Origin of the sequence: Vibrio sp. S11_S32 (assembly GCF_014694465.1) — a bacterium.
Classification (GTDB): domain Bacteria; phylum Pseudomonadota; class Gammaproteobacteria; order Enterobacterales; family Vibrionaceae; genus Vibrio; species Vibrio algicola.
This window is the reverse complement of record NZ_JAAUWS010000010.1, coordinates 35,677-59,693: the sequence shown is the minus strand read 5'-3', so window position 1 is coordinate 59,693 and position 24,017 is coordinate 35,677. Positions and strand designations below refer to the sequence as shown.

General features: G+C 42.9%; 21 protein-coding genes. 15 read left to right on the top strand and 6 right to left on the bottom strand.

The genetic code is table 11. The features are described from left to right. Positions 1-109: 109 nt before the first annotated feature. From thiB to thiQ, 3 genes are all read left to right on the top strand, one after another. On the top strand, positions 110-1,081 hold the full coding sequence (thiB, locus tag HC723_RS07750; protein WP_194704512.1) for a thiamine ABC transporter substrate binding subunit: 972 nt from the start codon (positions 110-112) through the stop codon (positions 1,079-1,081). Positions 1,082-1,168: 87 nt separating this feature from the next. After that, the gene (gene thiP, locus HC723_RS07745; protein WP_190338700.1) at positions 1,169-2,782 is read left to right on the top strand and encodes a thiamine/thiamine pyrophosphate ABC transporter permease ThiP; all 1,614 of its coding nucleotides are present in this window, start codon (positions 1,169-1,171) and stop codon (positions 2,780-2,782) included. A 39-nt stretch (positions 2,783-2,821) separates the two neighbouring features. After that, entirely contained in the window at positions 2,822-3,541 is a 720-nt protein-coding gene (thiQ, locus tag HC723_RS07740) for a thiamine ABC transporter ATP-binding protein (protein ID WP_190338699.1), read from the top strand. A gap of 23 nt (positions 3,542-3,564) precedes the next feature. On the opposite strand, the gene HC723_RS07735 is transcribed toward thiQ, so the two are convergent. Beyond that, positions 3,565-3,981: a hypothetical protein gene (locus HC723_RS07735; protein WP_190338698.1), complete on the bottom strand. Its 417-nt coding sequence runs from the start codon at positions 3,979-3,981 to the stop codon at positions 3,565-3,567. Positions 3,982-4,456: 475 nt separating this feature from the next. Then, positions 4,457-5,884 (bottom strand): PhoH family protein, encoded by a 1,428-nt coding sequence (locus tag HC723_RS07730; protein WP_190338697.1) that lies wholly within the window; start codon positions 5,882-5,884, stop codon positions 4,457-4,459. Between the two features lie 321 nt (positions 5,885-6,205). On the opposite strand from HC723_RS07730, the gene rapA reads away from it, so the two are divergent. The 7 genes from rapA to rplI all read left to right on the top strand — a co-directional run bounded on the left by rapA (position 6,206) and on the right by rplI (position 12,620). Next, on the top strand, positions 6,206-9,130 hold the full coding sequence (gene rapA, locus HC723_RS07725) for an RNA polymerase-associated protein RapA (RefSeq protein ID WP_190338696.1): 2,925 nt from the start codon (positions 6,206-6,208) through the stop codon (positions 9,128-9,130). A 92-nt stretch (positions 9,131-9,222) separates the two neighbouring features. Continuing rightward, the gene (gene rluA / locus HC723_RS07720) at positions 9,223-9,960 is read left to right on the top strand and encodes a bifunctional tRNA pseudouridine(32) synthase/23S rRNA pseudouridine(746) synthase RluA (RefSeq protein WP_190338695.1); all 738 of its coding nucleotides are present in this window, start codon (positions 9,223-9,225) and stop codon (positions 9,958-9,960) included. Positions 9,961-10,002: 42 nt separating this feature from the next. After that, the gene (locus HC723_RS07715) at positions 10,003-10,989 is read left to right on the top strand and encodes a D-2-hydroxyacid dehydrogenase (RefSeq protein WP_190338694.1); all 987 of its coding nucleotides are present in this window, start codon (positions 10,003-10,005) and stop codon (positions 10,987-10,989) included. Between the two features lie 190 nt (positions 10,990-11,179). After that, entirely contained in the window at positions 11,180-11,578 is a 399-nt protein-coding gene (rpsF, locus tag HC723_RS07710) for a 30S ribosomal protein S6 (RefSeq protein WP_153447879.1), read from the top strand. Between the two features lie 6 nt (positions 11,579-11,584). Beyond that, complete coding sequence (gene priB / locus HC723_RS07705; RefSeq protein WP_153447878.1) at positions 11,585-11,887, top strand: primosomal replication protein N; 303 nt, start codon at positions 11,585-11,587, stop codon at positions 11,885-11,887. A gap of 16 nt (positions 11,888-11,903) precedes the next feature. After that, positions 11,904-12,131, top strand: coding sequence for a 30S ribosomal protein S18 (gene rpsR, locus HC723_RS07700; protein ID WP_027695404.1), 228 nt, complete (start codon positions 11,904-11,906; stop codon positions 12,129-12,131). A 36-nt stretch (positions 12,132-12,167) separates the two neighbouring features. Further along, a complete protein-coding gene (rplI, locus tag HC723_RS07695; RefSeq protein WP_153447877.1) occupies positions 12,168-12,620 on the top strand; it encodes a 50S ribosomal protein L9 in 453 nt (150 codons plus the stop codon). 236 nt (positions 12,621-12,856) lie between these two features. Here the strand turns inward: rplI and HC723_RS07690 are convergent, their stop codons facing one another. Then, the gene (locus HC723_RS07690) at positions 12,857-13,603 is read right to left on the bottom strand and encodes a DUF481 domain-containing protein (protein WP_446751397.1); all 747 of its coding nucleotides are present in this window, start codon (positions 13,601-13,603) and stop codon (positions 12,857-12,859) included. 582 nt (positions 13,604-14,185) lie between these two features. Between HC723_RS07690 and HC723_RS07685 the strand changes: the two genes are divergently transcribed. The 4 genes from HC723_RS07685 (at position 14,186) to pgi (ending at position 19,973) form a co-directional block, all read left to right on the top strand. Then, entirely contained in the window at positions 14,186-15,580 is a 1,395-nt protein-coding gene (locus HC723_RS07685) for a replicative DNA helicase (protein ID WP_153447876.1), read from the top strand. Positions 15,581-15,628: 48 nt separating this feature from the next. Further along, positions 15,629-16,705, top strand: a complete 1,077-nt coding sequence (gene alr, locus HC723_RS07680) for an alanine racemase (protein WP_153448215.1) — start codon at positions 15,629-15,631, stop codon at positions 16,703-16,705. A 23-nt stretch (positions 16,706-16,728) separates the two neighbouring features. Continuing rightward, positions 16,729-18,039 carry a hypothetical protein gene (locus tag HC723_RS07675; RefSeq protein WP_153447875.1) on the top strand — a complete coding sequence of 437 codons (1,311 nt, stop codon included), beginning with the start codon at positions 16,729-16,731 and terminating at the stop codon, positions 18,037-18,039. 281 nt (positions 18,040-18,320) lie between these two features. Beyond that, positions 18,321-19,973, top strand: a complete 1,653-nt coding sequence (gene pgi, locus HC723_RS07670) for a glucose-6-phosphate isomerase (RefSeq protein ID WP_190338693.1) — start codon at positions 18,321-18,323, stop codon at positions 19,971-19,973. A gap of 113 nt (positions 19,974-20,086) precedes the next feature. On the opposite strand, the gene zur is transcribed toward pgi, so the two are convergent. Next, positions 20,087-20,530, bottom strand: a complete 444-nt coding sequence (gene zur / locus HC723_RS07665) for a zinc uptake transcriptional repressor Zur (RefSeq protein ID WP_153447873.1) — start codon at positions 20,528-20,530, stop codon at positions 20,087-20,089. A gap of 313 nt (positions 20,531-20,843) precedes the next feature. On the opposite strand from zur, the gene HC723_RS17880 reads away from it, so the two are divergent. Continuing rightward, entirely contained in the window at positions 20,844-21,089 is a 246-nt protein-coding gene (locus HC723_RS17880) for an ogr/Delta-like zinc finger family protein (protein ID WP_446751394.1), read from the top strand. Here the strand turns inward: HC723_RS17880 and HC723_RS07655 are convergent. Both HC723_RS07655 and HC723_RS07650 read right to left on the bottom strand, forming a co-directional pair. Next, the gene (locus tag HC723_RS07655; RefSeq protein ID WP_190338691.1) at positions 21,086-22,114 is read right to left on the bottom strand and encodes a phage portal protein; all 1,029 of its coding nucleotides are present in this window, start codon (positions 22,112-22,114) and stop codon (positions 21,086-21,088) included. The two genes, HC723_RS17880 and HC723_RS07655, sit on opposite strands and share 4 nt — an antisense overlap. A 1-nt stretch (position 22,115) precedes the next feature. After that, positions 22,116-23,912 carry a terminase large subunit domain-containing protein gene (locus HC723_RS07650; protein WP_190338690.1) on the bottom strand — a complete coding sequence of 599 codons (1,797 nt, stop codon included), beginning with the start codon at positions 23,910-23,912 and terminating at the stop codon, positions 22,116-22,118. Positions 23,913-24,017: the final 105 nt, after the last annotated feature.

Here is a 24,017-nt window from a genome sequence, read left to right as displayed (position 1 = left end):
CACTAAAAAGGATATTCTAGTGAACGACACCACCTCTATTTCGAGCAACAATCCAAAACGTAAAAATAAAGTGACAACTAAACCGAAAGCGATTCTAGCTGCATTCAGTTTGCCTTTATTGTTATCACTTTCTAATGGTGCGCAAGCCGCTGATAAGCCAACCCTTACCGTCTATACCTACGACTCGTTTACTTCCGATTGGGGCCCTGGTCCTAAAATTAAAACGGCCTTTGAAGCCCAATGCGGTTGTCAGTTAAATTTTGTCGCGCTCGATGATGGTGGTTCAGTATTAAGCCGTTTACGTTTAGAAGGAAAAAATATCAAAGCAGACGTAGTGTTAGGGTTAAATAACAATATTATGGCGCAAGCACAGCAAACCGGATTGCTCGCCAAACATGATGTAGACACTTCTAAAGTGACCATTCCTGGTGGTTGGGACAACCCTTACTTCGTCCCATTCGATTACGGCTATTTCGCTTTTGTGTACAACAAAACCAAAATGAAGAACCCACCGAAAAGCTTAAAAGAGCTGGTGGAACGTGATGATTTTAATATTATTTACCAAGATCCGCGTACCTCGATCACCGGTCAAGGCTTGCTGTTATGGGTAAAATCAGTATATGGGGATAAAGCAGCGGATGCGTGGCAAAAGATAGCTAAGAAAACGGTGACGGTGAGTAAAGGTTGGTCTGATTCATACCCGATGTTCTTAAAAGGCGAGAGCGATATGGTGTTGTCTTACAGTACCTCTCCTGCTTATCACATTATTGCTGAAAACAATCAAGATTACGCCGCAGCTAACTTTGCTGAAGGACAATACGCTCAGATTGAATTGGCCGCTAAAGTGAAAAGCTCCCACCATCAAAAACTGGCCGATCAGTTTATGCAGTTTATTTTAAGCGATGACTTCCAATCCGTAATGGCGACGGGGAATTGGATGTATCCGGTTACCAACATAGCCCTGCCTAAAGGTTATGAGCAACTGAGCGTGCCAACGAAAATGCTGTCACTCGACCCTCAAGTGGTGGCGAAACAGTTGAAAAGCTGGACTCGTGAATGGCAAATGGCGTTATCTGAATAGCAACCAATCGAAATAAGAATAAAGCGAAATAAAAATAAAGCGGAATAAGGTTAAATCGAAAAGGTGAATTTATGATGGTGATACTAGGTGGTTAATGTGTCAGTGCCGAAGTTAGGCTTACTGGTTGCGGTTACTATTGGGCTATTTGTGTGCTCAACCGTGATGGCATTAATTCAACACGCCCCAACGTTAAATTTGGGTTGGATTTTGTCCGATCCTTATTATCGCCACATTACCTTTTTCAGTTTCTATCAGGCTTTATTTTCAACCTTATTGAGTGTTGGTTTCGCAATTCCGGTAGCGCATGCTCTTTCTCGTCGCGAGTTTAAAGGCAAGGCTCTGCTGCTAAAGCTCTTCGCTTCAACTTTAGTCTTGCCAGTGCTGGTAGGCGTGTTTGGTATTGTCGCCATCTTTGGTAACAGCGGTATTGTGGCGGATATTTTCCGGTATTTTGATGCGCGCTTACCTTTTTCTATCTACGGATTAAATGGCATTTTAATCGCCCATGTGTTTTTTAACCTGCCTTATGCCAGTCGATTATTATTGCATTCGCTAGAGTCGATCCCCAATGAGCAACATAAGCTGTGCGCACATTTGGGGATGAACGATTGGCAAAAATTTCGACAAATTGAATGGCCGCGCATGCGTCAGCAATTACCACAAGTGGCGGGTTTGGTGTTTATGCTGTGCTTTACCAGTTTCTCGGCGGTGATGGCGCTGGGGGGAGGCCCCAAATCGACCACGATTGAACTGGCGATCTATCAAGCGATTAAGTTTGATTTTGACTTGCAGGCGGGGGCGATTTTAGCCTTATGGCAAATGTTATTGTGTGGCGTGTTGAGCTTAACTTTATTGCGTTTTAGTAACAGCGTACCGAGCTCTTCTGGCGGCAGTGTCAGTCATCATGCTAAAGAGAAAAGGCAGCGAGTGGCCTTATTTTCTACCAGTCATCGCGCAAAAATTTGGGATGCAGCTTGGATTGGTGGCGCGATGCTGTTAGTGCTTCCGCCTTTATTGATGGTGATATGGCAAGGCTTAAATCCCAAATCGTTAACCATATTGCAAGATGAGAAATTTTGGCAAGCGTTAAGCGCTTCGATTCAAGTAGCAACATTAGCCAGTTCATTGGCATTATTGATGGGGATCGCGATTTTATTTACTAGCCGAGCTTGGCATCTAAAAGGCTTACCCGCGCGAGCAGGACGGTTGGAATTGATGGGGACCATTATTTTAGTTACGCCCGGCATTGTGATCAGCACCGGATTATTTTTATTATTACGCGATCAAGTCGATGTATTTAGCCTCGCTTTTTGGGTGGTGATACTGGTAAATAGCTTGATGGCGCTGCCGTATATTATTAAAACCTTGTCGCAACCTATGCTACAAACGGCGCAGCAATACCAATTTTTATGTCAAACTTTAGGCATGACTGGTTGGACGCGTTTTCGCTTGGTTGAATGGCGGGCACTGAATAAACCGATCGCACATGCTTTCTCAATCAGCTTTATGTTTTCGATGGGAGATTTAAGTGCGGTGGCATTATTTGGTAATCAAACCTTTACCACTTTACCATTATATTTATTCCAATTATTAGGCAGTTACCAAATGGATGCGGCCGCGGCGGTGTCCCTATGTTTACTGCTATTTAGCGTATTATGCTTTGCTTTAATTGAAACCGTGTTCAAACGCGGCAGTTGTTAAGGTTATTTATTTGCTTATTGATTAAGAAGAAGTTGCCACATGCTTGAGTCTGCTATTTCCATCCAACAGGTCATTTATGATTACCAAGAGGAAACCTTTAATTTTGACTTAGTTGTTGAAAAAGGCGCGATCATGGCATTAATGGGGCCAAGTGGCTCGGGTAAATCGACCTTGTTGAGTTTGGTCGCCGGTTTTATTGAACCCAAAAAAGGTGATATTAAAGTTCAGGGCTCGTCGGTTGTAGGATTAGCGCCTTACGAAAGACCGCTGGCAATGCTGTTTCAAGAGCATAATCTATTTAGTCATTTAAGCGTGCGGCAAAACATTGGTCTGGGTTTGCATCCTGGGCTTAAACTCACTCAAGCTCAAAAGCTGCAAGTACAACAAGCGGCGCAACAAGTTGGGTTAGACACTTTATTAGATAGACTACCGGAGCAGTTATCTGGCGGACAACGTCAGCGGGTGGCATTGGCAAGGTGCTTTGTTCAAGCGCATTCGATTTGGCTGCTAGACGAACCGTTTTCAGCTTTAGATCCTATTTTGCGGGAAGAAATGTTGCAGCTGGTGGCAAGGCTTGTACGGGAACGTTCAATCACGGTATTGATGGTGACGCACCATTTAACCGATGCTAAAGCGATCGCTACCCATTTTGCTTTTATGGAGCAAGGTAAGGTCAGTGAACACGGCCGAATTACGAGTTTAGATGAGTTGCATCCCAACCCTCATTTAGCTGCATTTATTAAAGCAAGTGGTTATTAGGCACTTGCTTAGATCGTGGTATTTTAATTGTGATGATGAGTCTGAAGTTGCGATAACTTCTCGCCTACTTCTTGATGGCTAAAATCGACTAAATAAGAAACGCAAGAAAAGAAAATAACCATATACCCCAACATTTCAGTGCCTTCTTCCGCGACGTTTTTGACCGCTCTTTCTGGGTGGGCTTGCATTAAACCATCCCATAATGATCCCATGCAAAAAAGACGAGAGAACACAAATAAAACCCCCATGCCTAAACACATTGAAATAAAGTTGTGGCTTTGCACGAATAAGCAGAAGGTTTCTATGGTTTGTTGTTTTTGTTTTAATGCATAAATAATAGAACTGGCAGCAACAATAGCAGCAGGGTACACCCAAAAACCATGAGAAATAAGGTCAAATAATCCATCGAGTTCGCGGATCAACAAGCAAGCAATACACATAAGAATAAAAAACGCAGAAAGCTTTTCAATAAAATATAATAGGGGTGATCGTTATTCATGTTTTGATCTCACAGTTATTGTATTAATCATGTTCCCAATATTCTTTGGGCTATGGGTCGCAAGGTGAGATCCTTCGCATCTTACTGTGTGTTATGTTACTTGGCTCGAATATATCGCCAGTGATGATATTAAATCAAACATTTTACAATGTATGAACATGTACAGATAATAGTGTTTAATTCTATAAGATGTTTATTTATATGATTATTTCATAACAATATGGAATTATATAAGATTGATATTATATGTTTGTCTTACTTTATACGCTTTAATTAAGTGCTAAATAATGAGTTTTTACCTCTGTAGTCTGTGACAATTAATACAGAATAAAGTAAGATTACCACCCAAGTTAAATGATGATTACTTGGGGTGATACATGTAATGTCAATATAAAAACACCGTTATTAATAATGAGTTATAAATTCTCCTCGGCAAATTCCGCTAAACGGCTGCGTACTACGCCATTTAAGTGCACGTTAACGCTGCCTTCAAAGCTTTTAAATCGCTCTACCATATAAGTTAACCCTGAAGTCACAGGGGTTAAATAAGTGGAGTCAATTTGCGCCAAGTTACCCGAACAGACAATTTTAGTACCTTCACCGCAACGAGTAATAATGGTTTTTATTTGTGAGGCGGTGAGGTTTTGGCACTCATCGAGCAATACAAATGCATTTTGAATCGAACGTCCGCGCATAAAGTTTATCGACTTAAATTGAATGTTGGCTTTATCGCAAATGTATTTAAGCGAGCCCTCGGTGTTGTGGTCGTTTTTATGCAACGCTTCTAGGGTATCGGTGATCGCGGCCAGCCAAGGCAGCATTTTTTCTTCTTCGGTGCCGGGCAAAAAACCAATCGCCTCACCAATATCTGGCGTGTTTCGGGTCACGATGATCTTATCGAACATCTTGCGTTCAATCGTCATTTCCAAGGCAGCAGCCATCGCTAACAGAGTTTTACCACTGCCGGCCGCACCGGTTAAAATAACTAAATCAATATCGGGATCGAGCATGGCATCCATCGCCATGGCTTGATAAATATTTTTGGGGTGAATATCCCATGCTTGTCGGTGCAATAAATGCTCTCGACCTAAATCTCTTATCTTGGCGGTCGTTGGGCTTAATTCGGCCACTCGACCTGCAAAGTCGCTATCTTCATCAATTAAATACTGATTGATATAAGTAGGCTCTAGGTTTTCACGAGCAACGGTATGAAAGGTTTTACTGCCACAGTTTTTACTTTCGACTTGCTTGAAGTTATCCCAAAAGTTGCCTTGGTATTCGGTGAAACCTTTGGTGAGAAACTGCACGTCATCAATTAATTGATCGCTGCGGTAATCTTGCACATGCTCAATACCCGCGCCTTTAGCCCGCAAGCGCATATTAATGTCTTTGGTGATCAAGATAACTTCGCGCGGCGCTCGGCGATGTTGCAGTGCCAGTACCCCATTAAGGATGCGGTTATCACCCATTTTATCGGCAAAGGCTTTATCTCTGTCTTGAATATCGTAATCGGCCAGTATTGATATGGTGCCACTGACTTGGCTTTTATCGGTAACATTTTGCCCAAATGGGATGCCTTGGGAGATCTCATCTGGCGTGGCGTCGTGGAAAATCGCTTCTAAGCCACGGATCGCTACTCGAGCATCACGCGCCACATCGCGTTTACTGTCTTTAATGCGATCAAGTTCTTCTAATACCGTCATGGGAATAACGACATCGTGTTCTTGGAAGGAATAAATCGCGTGAGGTTCATGTAGCAGGATGTTGGTATCAAGGACAAATATTTTACGCGATGAGGTATCGTGGTCGGCTGGGGTGATGAGTGTCTTTTGGGTAGTTGCCATAACTTCTCCATTTTTCGCAATACGAAAGGTTAGCCATGTTCTTTTTGAGTATAAGCAAGATTTTGGCTTTCCTCCTGACATTTTTAGCGCCATGACACAATAACGGTGAAATGGTGACACTTTTATGTCAGTCGGCAAATATTAATGCGATTCAAGGTGATAAAAAAGACGCTGTGCAGTAAGATGTGCAGCTTTTTTATCAACAGGTGAATTGTGGGTTTTATTTTTGTAAAAGAGCCATTTTTACAAGAAAAACACAAAGCTTGGAACTAAAATACATACAGTATTGAATAACAATTTTGGTTAGAGGTAGTCGATTACATGGCATTTGCGTTAGGTCAGCGTTGGATTAGTGATACAGAAAGTGATTTAGGTTTGGGTACGGTGGTGGCGATAGATACGCGTACCGTGACTGTGATGTTTGCGGCCTCTGAAGAAAATCGGTTGTATGCCCGCAGTGACGCCCCGATCACTCGTGTGATTTTTAACGTTGGTGATGTGATTGAAAGCCAGCACGGTTGGAGCTTAAAAGTAGAATCCTTACAGCTTGATGGCGAGGTATTGACTTACATTGGGACTCGTCAAGACAACGAAGAAACCGATGTAGCGCTACGTGAAATCTTTTTAAATAACCAAATTCGCTTTAATAAGCCACAAGATAAACTATTTGCCGGTCAAATCGAGCGTATGGATAATTTTGTGTTGCGCTACCACGCGCTTGAAAACCAATACCAGCAACATAAAAGCCCAATGCGCGGTCTGTGTGGCATGCGCGCCGGTCTTATTCCGCATCAACTTTATATTGCACATGAAGTCGGTCGTCGTCATGCGCCACGCGTATTGCTAGCCGATGAAGTTGGGCTAGGCAAAACTATTGAGGCGGGGATGATCATCCATCAACAAGTCCTAAGTGGCCGTTCAGAGCGTATTTTGATTGTGGTGCCAGAAACACTGCAACATCAATGGCTGGTGGAAATGCTGCGCCGTTTCAATTTGCATTTTTCTGTATTTGATGAAGAGCGTTGCGTTGAGTCGGAATCGGAATCGGGTAATCCGTTTGATAGCCAGCAATATGTCTTATGTTCATTAGATTTTCTGCGTAAGCAATCGAAGCGCTATGAGCAAGCTTTGGCCGCGCAATGGGATCTATTAGTGATCGATGAAGCACACCATTTAGAGTGGAGCAACGATGCGCCAAGTCGTCAATATCAAATGGTCGAAGGGTTAGCCGCTAAAATTGCTGGTGTGTTGCTACTGACCGCCACCCCAGAACAACTTGGGCATGAGAGTCACTTTGCTCGCTTGCGCCTGCTTGACCCTGATCGTTTCTTTGATTATCCAACGTTTGTTAAAGAAGAGCAGCAATACGCGCCAGTAGCCGAAGCGGTTGCCAGTTTAGAGTCTGGAAAATCACTGACCAATGATGAAAAAAATAGCATTACAGAACTGCTTTCGGAGCAAGATGCTGAGCCACTGTTCCGCATTTTAGATGGTTGCCATTCCAAGCAAGAATTCGATCAAGAGCAAAAAGCGTTAGCTCGCCAAGAGTTAATTGATAACCTAATGGATCGTCATGGTACTGGGCGTATTTTATTTCGTAATACCCGCGCCGCGATCCAAGGTTTCCCAACGCGTAATGTGCATTTACTTGAAATGCCAATGCCTGAGCAATATACCCGTGCAATGCGAGTGGCTAAAATGATGGATGGCGAGTTGCCAGAAGGCACTCAAGCATTGAAAAACCTGTATCCAGAAGAAATCCTACAAGATCTTGAAGGCGATAAATCCTCTTGGTGGAATTTTGATCCACGGGTCAGTTGGCTGCTAGATAAAGTGTTAGCCAAACGCTCAGAAAAAATCTTAGTGATCGCTTCGCGTGCCACGACGGCATTGCAACTGGAACAAGCCTTGCGTGAACGTGAAGGCATTCGGGCGACGGTGTTCCATGAAGGGATGTCGATTTTAGAACGAGATAAAGCGGCGGCGTATTTCGCTCAAGAAGAAGGCGGCGCGCAAGTCTTGATTTGTTCTGAAATTGGCTCAGAAGGTCGCAACTTCCAATTTGCAAATCAGTTAGTGATGTTCGACTTACCGTTTAACCCTGATCTACTTGAGCAGCGTATCGGTCGTTTGGATCGTATTGGTCAGATGCGCGATATTGATGTGTTTGTGCCTTACTTGACCGATTCTGCTCAGTCGATTTTGGCCCATTGGTATCATCATGGGCTTAATGCTTTTGCCGAAACCTGCCCAACCGGTCGTTCGGTATATGATCAATATTCTGAGCAATTGGTGGCGATGCTAGCGGCGGTGGATGTCGATGAATTAACTCAACTGGTTGAAGAGTCAGCCAAGCTGAATAAAACATTAAAAGCGCAATTAGAACAAGGTCGAGATCGCTTACTTGAGATCCATTCTAATGGCGGAGAGAAAGCGCAAAAAATTGCCGAGCAAATTACAGCGGGCGATAACGATACTAACTTGATCACTTTCTCTTTAGGCTTGTTTGACACCATCGGCCTAAACCAAGACGACAAAGGTGAGAATGCGCTGGTGGTGACGCCATCGGAGCACATGTTAGTGCCAAGTTATCCTGGTCTGCCGTATGAAGGGGCGACCATTACCTTTGATCGTGAAACGGCGCTGTCGCGTGAAGATATGCACTTTATCAGTTGGGAACACCCAATGATCCAAGGCGGCATTGATTTATTGCTGAGTGAAGGGGTCGGCACTAACGCGGTCTCGTTACTGAAAAACAAAGCACTTCCAGTTGGCACTATGTTCTTAGAGTTAATCTATGTGGTCGACGCCCAAGCGCCAAAACGCAGCGGTATTAACCAATTTTTGCCTAAAACACCGATTCGTTTATTAATGGATGGCAAGGGTAATGAATTGTCGGCGCAGGTACCGTTTGATACCTTTAATCGTCAATTAAGCCCAATTAACCGTCACATGGCGAGTAAAGTGGCCAGTTCAGTGCAAGATCAAATTCACGCCTTAATCGACAAAGCAGAAGAAGCAGTACTGCCTCATTTAGCGGAGGTGCGTCAAAGTGCCAATAGTGAGATGGAGCAAAAACTGAATGCTGAATTAGAGCGTTTGCAGGCGTTAAAAGCAGTGAATCCTAATATTCGTGATGAAGAAATCGAGATCATTGAGCAACAAATCCAGCAGTTATCGGGCTATATAAAAAGCGCTCAATTGCAATTGGATTCATTGCGTTTAATTGTGGTCGCGCATCAATAATATATCACCGCAGTGACTCTTATATTTATAGCCGTGACACTTGAAGCTTCAAGTCTAACGGCTATATTTTTAGCCCCTAGAGAACCTCATTTATGGCTTTACTCGAATACCTTCCTCCTACCGAGCCTTGGACGGAGATTGTTTATCAAGATCAACATATATTAGTCGCCAATAAACCGGCGGGCTTGCTTTCGGTTCCTGGGCGATTAGCCGAACACTACGACAGCATTTGGAGCCGTCTGCGTGAAAGCTACCCGAATATTGAAGTGGTGCATCGGTTAGATATGGCCACCTCTGGCTTAATGCTATTTGCGTTAACCAAAGAAGCAGAGCGGCATATAAAAAAACAGTTTCAATACCGACTGACGCATAAAATTTATTATGCTCGGGTATGGGGCTTGGTTGAACAAGATCAAGGTGAGATTGATTTGCCTTTAATTTGTGACTGGCCAAATCGGCCAAGACAAAAAGTGTGTTATCAAGATGGTAAGCCGTCACTCACCCGTTATCAAGTGGTGGCGAGAGAGGCGAAAACGACTTTAGTGCGCTTATTGCCTATCACAGGCCGATCGCATCAATTGCGAGTGCACATGATGGCCATCGGGCATTCGATAGTGGGGGATGAGTTTTACGCCACTGGTGACGCGTTCGAGTTTTCTGACCGTTTACAATTGCATTCGGCTGAGCTAAGTTTTTATCATCCGCGTGATAATCAACTCGCCACTTCGTTTGTGGAATGTGATTTTTATCCCACCGCTGAAGCGCAAATTTTGCAACACTTTAGCGCGCTACCCGAACTGCCAGATTATAAAACACTGGTGTCATCTTAAACCATTGTGTTTACACCTCGCATGATTAGAAAAGGATTTCTTATGCCAATCACGCCTAGCAGTTTACCCAGTAAGCCAACGGTTATTTTTCTCGATGTAGGGACGATCCCCGAGCAGATTAAAGTACCGAACCTGACCTTTGAGCATCAATGGCAGCAGTTTGACTTTACCAATGAAGAACAAATTATTGAGCGGATTCATGCGGCAGATATTGTGATCACGAATAAAGTCAAACTGAGCGCTGAAGTTCTCGCTTATGCGCCTAATTTACGTTTAATTGCGGTGGCGGCAACCGGAACCAATAATATTGATTTGGACTATTGCCGTGAAAATAACATTGCGGTGAGCAATGTTCAGGGCTATGCCACGCGTTCGGTGCCAGAACACACCATCGCGATGATGTTTGCTTTGAAACGTAACTTGGTGGGGTATCATCAAGATATTGCAGCCGGTGTATGGCAACAACAAAAACAGTTTTGCTTTTTTACCCATTCGATCAGTGATGTTGCAGGCTCGACTATGGGGGTCATCGGTAGTGGCAGTTTAGGTAAAGCGGTCGCCAAACTGGCAGAAGCGATTGGAATGCAGGTGATATTTTCAGAGCGAAAAGGCGCCAAAACGTGCCGAGCTGGATACGTTGCATTTGAACAAGTATTAGCACAAGCCGATGTATTAACGCTGCACTGCCCATTAACCGAAACCACCACCAATTTAATCAGTCAGCCCGAGTTGCAAGCCATGAAAGCCAATGCGATCCTCATTAATGTTGGACGCGGTGGTTTGGTGAATGAGCATGATTTGATCGAGGTATTAAAAAGCCAGCAAATCTCCGGCGCAGGGTGTGATGTATTTACCCAAGAGCCCGCCGATGAAAGTAACCCATTGATTGCCAATATGGACTTACCTAATTTAATTCTGACGCCACATGTGGCGTGGGGCAGTGATTCTTCTATTCAAGCTTTGTATAATATATTAATGGATAACATTGTTAAATTTCAACAAGGTAGCCGTCAAAATAGAGTGGTGTAACTTCAGTTTGTAGGTTTGAACGTTAAACGTTTTATTTTCTGAGTCCAATTGCCGATATTTCCCTTGCCTAAATTGGTTGCCTCTTATACAATTCGCCGTCCTGAAATCTCGGTCTTTTATTTTTTTCGTTCCTTGTTTCCTCCGGACGGCCGAGCCCATGTGGAAACTAATAATCCGTAAGGAGCAACCTATGCGTCATTACGAAATCGTATTCATGGTGCACCCTGATCAAAGCGAGCAAGTTGCTGGCATGATCGAGCGTTACACTGGTTCTATCACTGAAGCGGGCGGTACTATTCACCGTCTAGAAGATTGGGGTCGTCGTCAAATGGCTTACCCAATCAACAAACTTCACAAAGCTCACTATGTTCTTATGAACGTAGAAGCTGGCCAAGAAGTGATTGACGAGCTAGAAACTGCTTTCCGTTTTAACGATGCAGTTCTACGTAACATGATCATGCGCACTAAAGGCGCTGTGACTGAGCAATCAATTATGCTTAAAGTACGTGAAGAGCGTGCTGAACGTGCTCCACGTCGTGAAGAACGTGAAGAGCGTTCTGAAGCTAAGCCAGAAGCAGACGCTGAGTAATATTTGATGACCAATCGATTGGAGTTAAGCGGCAGTGTCGTAAAAGCTCCAGTTAGAAGCCTAAGTCCTGCCGGCATCGCCCATTGCTTTTTTAGCCTTGAGCATCGTTCGACAGTGATGGAAGCCGACTTACCTAGACAAGTTTATTGTCGTATACAGGTTGTCGTTAGTGGGCAAAGGTCGCAAGCATTAACTCAACATTTAGTTTTAGGCAGTAACATTAAGGTAGGTGGCTTTGTCGCTTATCAGATCGGCCGAAATGGTTTGGGAAAATTAGTGCTACATGCTGACAACATTACTCAAATTTAAGATCAGGAGATAGCCCATGGCTCGTTTCTTCCGTCGTCGTAAATTCTGCCGTTTTACTGCAGAAGGCGTACAAGAGATTGATTACAAAGACGTATCAACTCTTAAAAACTACATCACTGAAGCTGGTAAAATTGTACCTAGCCGTATCACTGGTACTAGCGCTAAATATCAGCGTCAGCTAGCTCGTGCTATCAAGCGTTCTCGTTATCTAGCACTTCTTCCATACACAGATAAGCATCTGTAATTGGTCGCAGTTAAATAATTTAAGAGGACTCAGATAATGCAAGTTATTCTACTTGATAAAATTGGTAACCTAGGAAATCTTGGCGACCAAGCAAGCGTTAAATCTGGCTACGCTCGTAACTACCTTATCCCACAGGGTAAAGCAGTTATGGCGACTAAAGCTAACGTTGAAGTTTTTGAAGCTCGTCGCGCTGAATTAGAAGCTAAAGTTGCTGAGCAACTAGCTGCTTGTCAAGCACGTGCTGATAAAGTTAACGCATTAGAAGCAGTTGTTCTTGCTTCTAAAGCAGGCGATGAAGGTAAACTATTCGGTTCTATCGGTACTCGCGATATTGCTGATGCAATTACTGCTGCTGGCGTTGAAGTTGCTAAAAGTGAAGTTCGTCTTCCTGAAGGCGCACTACGTAACATTGGCGAATTTGATATTAGCATCCAACTTCACTCTGAAGTTTTTGCTGAAGTTAAATTACAAGTTGTTGCTGCTGAGTAATTTCAGTTCAGAAACAATGAAAAAACCGACTCTCGTAGTCGGTTTTTTTTCGTCTGAATGTTGAGCGAGATAATGATACCAACTCCATAAATTTAATCATCGTTCAAAATTGAGTACAGAGAAAAGTGTCAAAGGCCATGGATGGGCTTTCTCAAGCGACTAAGGATGGATTAGCGTCTTTTCGCGTATTCAAATTGATCAAATATTAAATGGAATTAGTATAACTACGATGGGTATTATTTAAAGCTAAACAATAAATTGATAGTGACAGTACTGTTGGTTTTTTCTAAGTTGTTGGGAACGCGACTTAAATGCTGACGGGATTGGGCAATTTTGAGTGCGATGCTTTCGGATATTTGATTGACAATGCTGATTTCAGAATCAAAACGAGTATTGCTTGAACCGGAAACCAGCGTACCTTCAAAGTTAAATGAGGTATTTTTAAATGGTTTCCAGAAGGCATTAAAGTTAGCTCGAATAATGGGTTCATTCACATTTTCCGGGAAAATGGCGTCATCATCATCGATCTCATCAGTATTGGGTTCTTGATAACGATAACCCGGACCGAATTCGACCTCTACTTTCATATCTTCGGTATTGGTGACTTGATAACCTAAACCGGACGAAATAGTGTAATCATGGAAATAAGAATCATATTTAGAATCGATTCCTTTAAAGTTACCGTAAGCATACATTTTAGGGCTGAGCTTATAGTCACTTTGTAACTGGTAGGTTTGCTCGCGTTCATCGACTTCGCCATCTTCATTTTTCATGTAGATTTTGATTTCGCCATTATTGCGTAAGCGACCTTTAATGTAAGAAAGTGATAGGCGGGTATTTAATGATTGTTCATCGTCATTGCCTTGCTCGGAGCGGTAACCAAATTCAATCTCTGATGTCCAAGGAGAGGGTTCTCGTGGTGCCTCATCTTCCTCTTTATTATCATCTTCATTTAATAATTTGGCAATCGCGGCATCATCGATTTCGCTATCGGTAGTATTGTCATTCTCAGGCGCTTGTGTTTTTGAGCCGTTAGCCCCTGAAGTTTCGTTGGTTGTTTTATTTTCTGAGGAATCGCTTTGTACCTCAGTGGCTTTTTCTGGTACTGGTTGTTCAAAGGTAATGGCTGGTTTTTCTACTTGAGTGCTATCGCTATTCGTCGCCATATTCGGATTTGATGCGCTATCTTCATCTGACGTTGATGATGTTTTTGAGGCAGCAGGATTCGCACTTTGAGTCTCATCTGAAAGTGAGGTAACAGGATCTGGTGTTATCTCTGTTGATGTTGTATTGGCATCAGCACAATAAACTTGTCCGCTACACAATAAAAACAACAGAGGCAATAAACGTTTTGACGCCAATTCACTTACCTAAGTTAATCAAACTAATCGTTAATCAAACCAATAGCTCATAAAATAAAGAGTTAATAAAACCATGCGATTATAGCCGAGTATAATAACACGGCTGTCATTATAGAGTTAATTCTGTATTTTATGCGATCGTGTGATTACAAATCGACACACTCCGTTATAATGGACGACTAGAATCTGCAACCAAGTGATCCCATGGCTGATAATCAAACTCGAAAAATCATCGACTCTCAAGTCGATGCTCTTAAAGTACCACCGCACTCTTTGGAAGCGGAGCAATCTGTTTTAGGTGGTTTATTACTTGATAATGAACGCTGGGATTCTATTTCAGGCAAAGTGGTCGGTAAAGATTTTTATAGTCGTCCGCATCGTTCTATTTTTGGCGCGATTAAATCGATTCTAGATGATAATCAACCATTAGATCTGATCACGTTATCAGAACATCTCGAACAACGCGAAGAGTTAGAATCGGTTGGAGGTTTTGCTTACTTAGCTGATTTAGCAAAAAACACCCCAAGTGCTGCCAATATCAATGCTTATGCAGATATTGTATGTGAGCGAGCGGTGGTACGCAGTCTAATTGGGATCGCCAATGAAATCGCCGATGCCGGTTATGATCCGCAAGGTCGCAGTTCGGCCGATTTATTGGATATGGCCGAAAGTAAAGTCTTTGCCATTGCCGAAGAGCGTACAACCGAAAACGAAGGCCCTCAAAGTGTTGATACAATTTTAACCAAAACTCTTGAGCGGATTGAGATTTTGTACCAAACGCCACAAGATGGTGTCACTGGTATTAATACCGGTTTTGGTGATCTGAATAAGAAAACGGCGGGACTACAAGGTTCGGACTTAATTATTGTGGCGGCGCGCCCATCGATGGGTAAAACCACCTTTGCGATGAACTTATGTGAAAATGCCGCCATGGATCAAGACAAGCCTGTGTTGATTTTCTCTTTAGAGATGCCCGCTGATCAGCTCATGATGCGTATGTTAGCCTCACTCTCTCGGGTTGACCAAACTAAAATTCGTACCGGTCAACTTGATGATGAAGATTGGGCGCGGATTTCCTCGACGATGGGAATTCTGACGCAGAAAAAAAATATGTATATTGATGACAGTTCGGGACTTACGCCAACTGATTTACGTTCTCGCGCTCGTCGTATTGCGCGTGAAACTGGAGGGTTGTCGATGATCATGGTCGATTACTTGCAGTTAATGCGAGTGCCAGGCATGCAAGATAACCGTACTTTAGAAATCTCGGAAATTTCACGCTCATTGAAAGCGCTGGCCAAAGAGTTAAATGTTCCGGTGGTGGCACTGTCTCAGCTGAACCGTTCTTTGGAACAACGCGCCGATAAACGTCCGATTAACTCGGATTTACGTGAATCGGGAGCGATCGAGCAAGATGCGGATTTAATTATGTTTATTTATCGTGATGAAGTTTACAATCCTGAAAGTGATTTAAAAGGGATCGCGGAAATCATTATTGGTAAGCAGCGTAACGGCCCAATCGGTTCGGTTCGATTAACCTTCCAAGGGCAATATTCCCGTTTTGATAACTATGCAGGCCCTGCATTTGATGATGAGTAACTCAATCGTATGAATGACAGTTCAAATCCAACGGCAAATAATAATGCTTTGCAGGCTGCAACCGCGTACGTTAATTTATCCGCGCTTAAGTCTAACTTAGCACGGATAAAGCAACAGGTGCCATCGAGTAAAGTAGCGGCAATCATTAAAGCCAATGCCTATGGTCATGGCGTAGTGCCTGTCGCGGTGAGTTTAGGCGACGCTGATGCTTTTGGTGTTGCTCGTTTAGAGGAAGCGATTGAATTACGGACCGAAGGTATCGAAAAACCAATTTTATTATTAGAGGGTTTTTATGCCGCCAGTGATGTGAAAATGCTTAGCGAATATGATTTACAAACGGCGATTCACTGTGAAGAACAACTGCTGGCTTTAGAACAAGCATGCCTCACTAAACCGATCACGGTATGGCTAAAAATCGATACCGGAATGCATCGGTTAGGGGTTCGGCCTGAGCAGGTAGAGCATTTTATTGAGCGTTTAACCGCGTGCGATAATGTGCAACAACCGCTGTGCTTTATTAGTCACTTTGGTTGTGCTGATGAATTAGATAATCCGATCACAACGCAACAAATTCAAGTGTTTAAATCTCTAACCGATAACCTAGGTCCGCGCTCTCTGGCTGCATCATCTGGTATTTTAATGTGGCCTGACAGCCATTTTGATTGGATCCGACCGGGTATCATTATGTATGGTATCTCGCCTTTTTCGGATTCTAATGCTCAACAATTAGGTTTTCAGCCAGTAATGACGTTGACTTCACATTTGATTGCAGTGCGGGACGTTAAAGTGGGGGAAAGTGTCGGTTATGGTGCGACGTGGACCTCAAAGCGAGATACTAAAATGGGCGTGATCGCGATGGGCTATGGTGATGGTTATCCACGCACTGCGCCCAACGGGACACCAGTTTTGGTTAATGGTCGTAGAGTTGAATTAGCCGGTCGTGTGTCGATGGATATGCTTACGGTGGATCTTGGACCTGATAGTCAAGATGAGGTCGGTGATGAGGCTATTTTCTGGGGCGAGAATTTACCTGCAGAAGAGGTGGCGCAGCACATAGGCACCATTGCTTATGAATTGGTCACTCAACTGACCGGCCGCGTAATATTAAAATATACTCAGGAATAACACCTTCCATGCATGGATTGGCAATGATGTTCAAATCGCTTTTATCGCCACGCCAGATCTTACTTGCCGGCGTATTAGTTTGTACCTCATTGTCGGTTAGTGCTAATGGACCTAAAAGCTTGCCAACCCCAAGTAACCCAACTGCAGACAATACTCAATCGTCATCTGAAACTCACACAAAAGCGCAATCAGGTTCTGGCTCATCATGGTATTCCGATTTTAAAGTCGTGCCTTTTGGTTTTATCTCTAGCAGTATCGGTAACTCGATTGGCGCGGCAGGGGTATTAAAAGGTGCCGGTCAACCCCAAGCGGCTTTAATTGGTGCTGGCTTTGTGTCTGATAAAGGCAGTTATATGACCTATTTGGGGGGGTATAACTACCAAATAGCCAATAACTGGTTATTGAATATGGATGGTTATAGCGCTCGCTTTAAAGATTATGACTACTATTTAGGCGCGAACTCGCACAATAATTCCAACTATGACGATTCGGTAGAAAGCGATGGCCAAGAATCACGCTTGCAAGCTTCTTTTCGTTATATTCTGCCAATCGGCTTAGGGGCAGAACTGGGAGGAGCGGCTGGTTTCGCGCCAACTCGAGATGTGACCTCGGCCAACCCTCTAAAAAGTGGTGTCTCCACCTTATGGATCAGACCTTTCTATAAAACGCGTGATTTAGATGATTATGAGGATTATGAATCAAATTCCACTTGGGGAGTTGAGATCAAAGCGGATTGGGATAATCGTGATGATATTCGTAATACCACCACCGGCTCTCGCACTCAACTCGGTTTAACCTATGCGCCCGACTTGGGTAACGATAACCCTTGGACCACATGGGAATTTCAAAACAGTCAATTTTGGGATTTAGGTTCGCTGGGCAAATTATTCAACAAGCAAGTCTTAGCGTTTGATTTTTATACGGCGGGTACGCCAAGTTGGGATAACGGCAGTGCGGGTAATGAGCACCGTCCGCCAGAGTATGCAGGCGTTCGCCTTGGTGGCATATTTCGTCAGCGTGCTTTTTCCGGTGGACGATTTACCGGACGAGCGGCAATTAACTACAGTTTAGAATACCGAGTCATGCCCGACTGGCAGCCACTGCAAAATTGGCCTATTTTTGACTTGTACAATGTGCCTTGGTGGCAGTGGGTGGTGTTTACCGATATTGGTCGAGTGGCAGATGACTATGATATCTCAACCTTGCATAAAGATATGCAAACCAGTGTTGGCGGCGCGATCCGTTTCCAAGTTGAAGGGGTTGTGGTTCGAACCGAAATGGCTTGGGGCGATGAAGAAAGTATCTTCCGCGTCATGATTAATCAGCCATTTTAAATTTGTTAACTTACATCAGCTATTTTAAAACGATTCAAAACGACAAAAGCTACAGAGATAGATAAGACCAGTATCAATGATATAACGCAATATCGATCATAGAAATCGTTGCGATAATCAAAACAGATAATAATTAACCATACCGCCAAGTTAGTTGAGTGGGTATGTGCTCAATAATTTCAATGAAGATTGAGTGTGAATTTATTTTTAATCGGGGGTTCGCTTTATCGGTATGTCATCGATAGAGAGGAATAAATCCAACAGACATCAGGATCATCATCATGCTGAAAAATATTAATCCAACCACTACCGAGGCGTGGAAAGCGCTGACCGCTCACTTTGAAAGTGCGCAAGATATGGAACTCAGTGAGTTGTTTGCCCAAGACAGTGCGCGTTTCTCTCAATTCTCGGCTAAATTTGGCTCGGAAATTTTGGTGGATTACTCTAAGAATTTGATCAACCAAGAGACCATGACTCACTTATTCTCTTTGGCTCAGCAAACCGAATTACAATCTGCGATTGATGCCATGTTCAATGGTGAAACCATCAATAAAACCGAAGGCCGTGCGGTATTGCATACTGCGTTGCGTAATCGCAGCAACAAATCTGTTGTGGTTGATGGTCAAGACGTGATGCCTGCCGTTAACGCGGTATTGCAAAAAATGGAAGCGTTCACTAACCGTATCGTTTCAGGTGAATGGAAAGGTTACACCGGAAAAGAAATTACCGATGTTGTGAATATCGGAATCGGTGGCTCAGATCTTGGCCCATACATGGTGTCGGAAGCATTGGCATCAAGCAAAACACGTTTGAATATGCACTTTGTCTCTAACGTAGATGGCACTCATATTGTTGAAACATTAAAAGATTTAAACCCAGAAACGACTTTGTTTTTAGTGGCATCAAAAACCTTCACCACTCAAGAAACCATGACTAATGCTCATAGCGCTCGTGATTGGTTCCTAGCCACAGCAAATGACAGTGCCCATGTTGCAAAACACTTTGCTGCGCTTTCAACTAATGCTAAATCAGTCGCTGAGTTTGGTATTGATACTGACAACATGTTTGAATTTTGGGATTGGGTCGGCGGTCGTTATTCACTTTGGTCGGCAATTGGCCTATCAATTTGTTTATCGGTTGGGTTTGATAATTTCGTTGAGTTACTCGAAGGCGCGCATGAGATGGATAACCACTTCTCAAGCACAGAGTTTGAGAGCAACATTCCCGTGATCTTGGCGTTAATTGGTATTTGGTACAATAACTTCCATGGTGCAGAGTCTGAAGCTATCTTGCCGTACGATCAATATATGCACCGTTTTGCCGCTTACTTTCAACAAGGCAATATGGAATCCAATGGCAAATGTGTTGACCGCAATGGTGATATGGTTGATTACCAAACAGGCCCAATTATTTGGGGTGAGCCAGGAACTAACGGCCAACATGCGTTCTACCAATTGATCCACCAAGGGACCAAATTAATTCCGTGTGATTTTATCGCGCCAGCTATTAGTCATAATCAAGTGGGCGATCATCATCAAAAACTGATGTCAAACTTCTTTGCTCAAACAGAAGCGTTAGCGTTTGGTAAAAGCAAAGCCACGGTTGAAGCTGAGTTTGCGGCGGCAGGAAAAACTGCTGAAGAAATGAAAGATTTAGTGGCATTTAAAGTGTTTGAAGGCAATCGTCCAACCAACTCAATCTTAGTCAAGCAAATAACCCCTCGTACATTAGGTAACTTGATTGCTATGTATGAACATAAAATCTTTGTACAAGGTGTGATTTTAAATATCTTCAGTTTTGATCAGTGGGGCGTGGAACTTGGTAAGCAATTAGCAAACCAAATCTTACCTGAACTTGCGGATGCAAAAGCGGTGGATTCGCACGACAGTTCAACCAATGGTTTGATTAACGCATTCAAAGCGTTTAAAGCTTAAGTTGATAACTAGTCACCATTTCAGATAGTAAGTGGAATGGTTATAGCAAATAAAAAGGTTGGCATTGCGCCAACCTTTTTTGTGTCTTGGATTTAGAGATCTAGATATTTAGCTTACACGCAGTTTTTGCAAGTACCATGAGTTTCAATCACATGGTTAGTCAGCTTAAAACCATGCAGATCGATATTCTTGGTCAGCAGCGCTACTAACGCTTCATCTTGCAACTCACTGACATCACCACATTGATCGCAAATCAATAAATGTGAAAAGTGCTTATGTTCATGGCTATGCTCACCAAAAAAACAGCATGAAACAAAGCTATTGGTCGATTCAACCCGATGGATAAAACCTTGTTCTAGCAGAAACTCCAGCGCGCGATAAACCGTCGGTGGCTTAGCTTGTGGTTCATTGATTTTTAATTTATCTAATAGCTCATAAGCGGTGGATGAGCCTTTTTGTTGCCAAATGAGCTCTAGCACTTGTTGGCGTTGCGAGGTTAAGCGAACCCCTTTTTGCTGACAACGTTCAAGAACTTGCTGTAATAAGCGTGTATTCAAAATAAGAACCTTTCTTTATAAAAACACGGAAATTCGTGCTTGGAGTCGCTGAAATAGAGTAGTCGAGCTGAATTATTCAATGGTGTATGCCATTTGTGCCTATGGTAAAATATTTAGCCTAATAATTCAGAGATATTTATCCCATTAAGACTGCCATGAAAAATTACCCATTACAAAGATTCAGCGTCGCTCCAATGCTTGACTGGACTTACTTTTAATTAAATAAAGGTTTCTTGTGTGTTGAGGCGTACTATAGGAGTACTGCAAATTTTAAAATAGTAGGTTATAATGTGGTCATATTCTCTGGGGAGGGATGACAATGCGAATTTTAAAACCACTATGTCCAGTCTGTTCTGGTCGCAATACGCGAGTGAGAACCAGCCGAAATGAAAGCAATATGTTCCAAACTCTATATTGCGATTGTCTAAATGAAGATTGCCTTACTCGATTCAAAGCTGAACTAACAACGGTAAGTGTTATTCATACTTTAGCTGATGAATTATCAAAAGTACCAGCTAAGCAAAGCAATCCACTAAATCAAATCTCTTTAGCCTTTTAAGCCTCATCTTTAAATGGATTAGCAAACTGAATCACAGGTTTGCCGAAAATCTTATTTACTCCCGTCAATAATTTCTGCATTGGTCGCACTTCGTTTTCATAGTAAGTGCGATTGTACTTTTCAGGATCACCTAACGCGCTACCTTGTGCTGGAATAATTCCAGATAATCCAGCAGGGAATCGATGTGCAACCATAATGTCCTGCGCTGAAATATTCTTAATATTCACAAACTCATCTTTGGTAGCAATGTCACCAATCGGTAGAATTTGCACACCTTTCTCTTGCCCATTCGGGATATTCAAAAGCATAGATTTAAAGTTACCAGCACCACGGCTATTTTTGAGTGCCTTGGCAAGTTCTTCCTCGACTTCTGGCGTCATGTTCGGGTCGGTAGTGTAGAGAATGAAACCCAAGTGCGCCCCGTTTAAATAATATTTACGGCGAAAGCGTGTAGCCTCTTGTGAAAGCAATGCTGACTCTAATCCGCTTAAGTAATCCGGTAGGCCATAGATATTCTGCTTAGGGTCGTAAAGTTTAATGTGAGCAATTTCATTAGGTTTAAACCAGGTAAGTTGGTTCGTGTCTTCATTAAGGCGAGCAAAGCGATTGTTTTTACCTTTGCGCATAGGCTGAAAAGGAACATGTCCAAGACGAACCGGCACACGAAATGCGTTAGTAAAAACTTGAAACCCACACTGGCCAAAGCCGACTAAATCTTTAGCAATATTCATCATCTCGCCAAAGGTTAAGTATTCATTTTCAATAAAATCTTTTGCAATGATACGGGCACGAGCTTCCACGATTGAACCGTGATAACTGTTCGCTATCATCATGTCGGAAAGGTCATCAGGTTCAATTGGTGGGGTATAAATACCGAGTGCTTCATCAAAGGTGACTTCATCATATTCGGCAGGCGTCGGGATGCGCTCAATAGAACCAAACTCTATTTGGGTTATTTGGTTATTTTGCGGCTCTGGATTGCTTACTTGAATATCGTCTAACTGAATTAATTGATCATCTGCCATCTTATAAACCTAATCTTAAAGTTGTTTTCCCACGTCTTGCCACGTTTAATCCCTCTTTGATAAGGGCGTGACAAATAGCAAAGAAGCTATCTGCATGGCCTGTTTCTTCACTGCGTTCTGCTACAAATGTCATGTTGCCGTGTCCGGTGGTTTTACGTTTTATTGCCATGAACGACACGCCAATATTTTTAAAATCATCTCGCCAGCGCAAACGTCCCTGGTGAACCACATCAAGGGCTTTTAACACTAGGTCCTGTTTGGATTGATAGGTGTAGTTGATCAGCATGGCTCTTGGGAAAAAAGCTTGTACTTGTTCGGCTACACCGCTACCAATACCAGAGCAATCCACACCAATATGCTGAACGTTATATTTATGCGTTAAGTTCTCGATTTGGTCTGATTGCCACTGCCAGTTAAATCCTTTCCATTCATGCTCTTCAATCACTCGAAAATATTTATATTCATCATCCGGTGGGGCGATGACATAACAGCGTGCCTGGTCGTTAATTCGTGATGGGTCGTAGCCAATCCACACAGGCTTATCACCAAGTGGTCTCATTGATTGATGGTTGAAGTCTTCCCATTCACCCATAAACATCGGGCATTTTTCAATATCAGCTAAGCGGAATATGCTGTCGGCTTCATCCATGAACTGACAAAGGAAAAGATAAGCGAACGCATCCGAGCTATAACGCTCCTGAAGGTCTTCTTTATCAATTTTGTTGTTACCACCTGCAATGGCATCATCAATGGTGATAACAAAGCGCCAGCGTTTATCTGGGCATACTTGCGGTGTCTTTCGTAATACCTTGTATTCTAAATCTTCGGTAGGGAATTCAATGCTTGTTCGTTTCGGATCTTTACCTTTCCACCATTTACCCGTCCAAAGTGAATAAGCTTTGTGCTGTTTGGTTGATGGTGTTGAAAATACTGTAATAGTTCGATCAGCAAGTGTGGCCATTGCCGAGGCTACTTCGTACATCTTGTCGAATTTATTGATCCAAAATGCTTCATCGATGTAGACGTCGCCTGAATAAGATTGAGCGGTGTTCAAGTTGGTACCGAGAAAGTGAGCCGTTGCGCCATTGGATAAGCGAATCGGGTTCCCTGTTAGCTCAAGGTCTAAAAACTCTTTAGCAATGTGTACCATGTAAGAGCGGAATACTTCGGCCTGTGCTCGTGATGCCGAAAGGAAAACTTGAGTCTTTCCATCCACAACCATTTTAAATAACGCTTCGCCAGCCGCTTCATAAGTTAAACCAATTTGACGACTTTTTAATGTCCACCGCTCTTTGTGCTTACGGGCATTAAATTGAATTTTTTGGTACTTATAAAGGGAATCAATCCATTCTTGAAAATCATCTTCGGTTAGGTCTGAAACATCATTTCGTCTTGGCTTTTTCTTTTTGCCAGAGCTTTTAGCTGTACCGCTTGAGTTTGAGTGGTTGTCTAGGTTGGCTTCACGTTCTTTGAGTGATTGAAAGCGTTCTTCAAGTTCGCAGCTGGCTTTGCGGATTTTAACCAGGTTATCAACGATGCGATCAATTTCATCGAGTTCGGTCTTGGTTTTCTTTTCACGCTTGGTGAGTTCCAGCACGCGGTTTTCAAGTTGCATCTCAAGACTGAACTCAGACATCAACGAGTTCCAATTGCCTTTATTTATCCAGCTATACACCGTCCTTGGGCTATTAATACCCAATTTTCTCGCGATTTCGGTAGGAGTCAGAGAAGCCAGATAAAGCTCTTTTGCTTTGGCTTTTATTTCGTCTGAATACTTGCTTTTACGTGTCGTTTTCATGCTTCAATATTAACGACATCCCACCTCGTAATCTTTTCCCTTTGTTGTATATAAGCCCTTTAACAACAAGGCTTTATGAAAAATAAAATCAAGTTGGTTAATCTA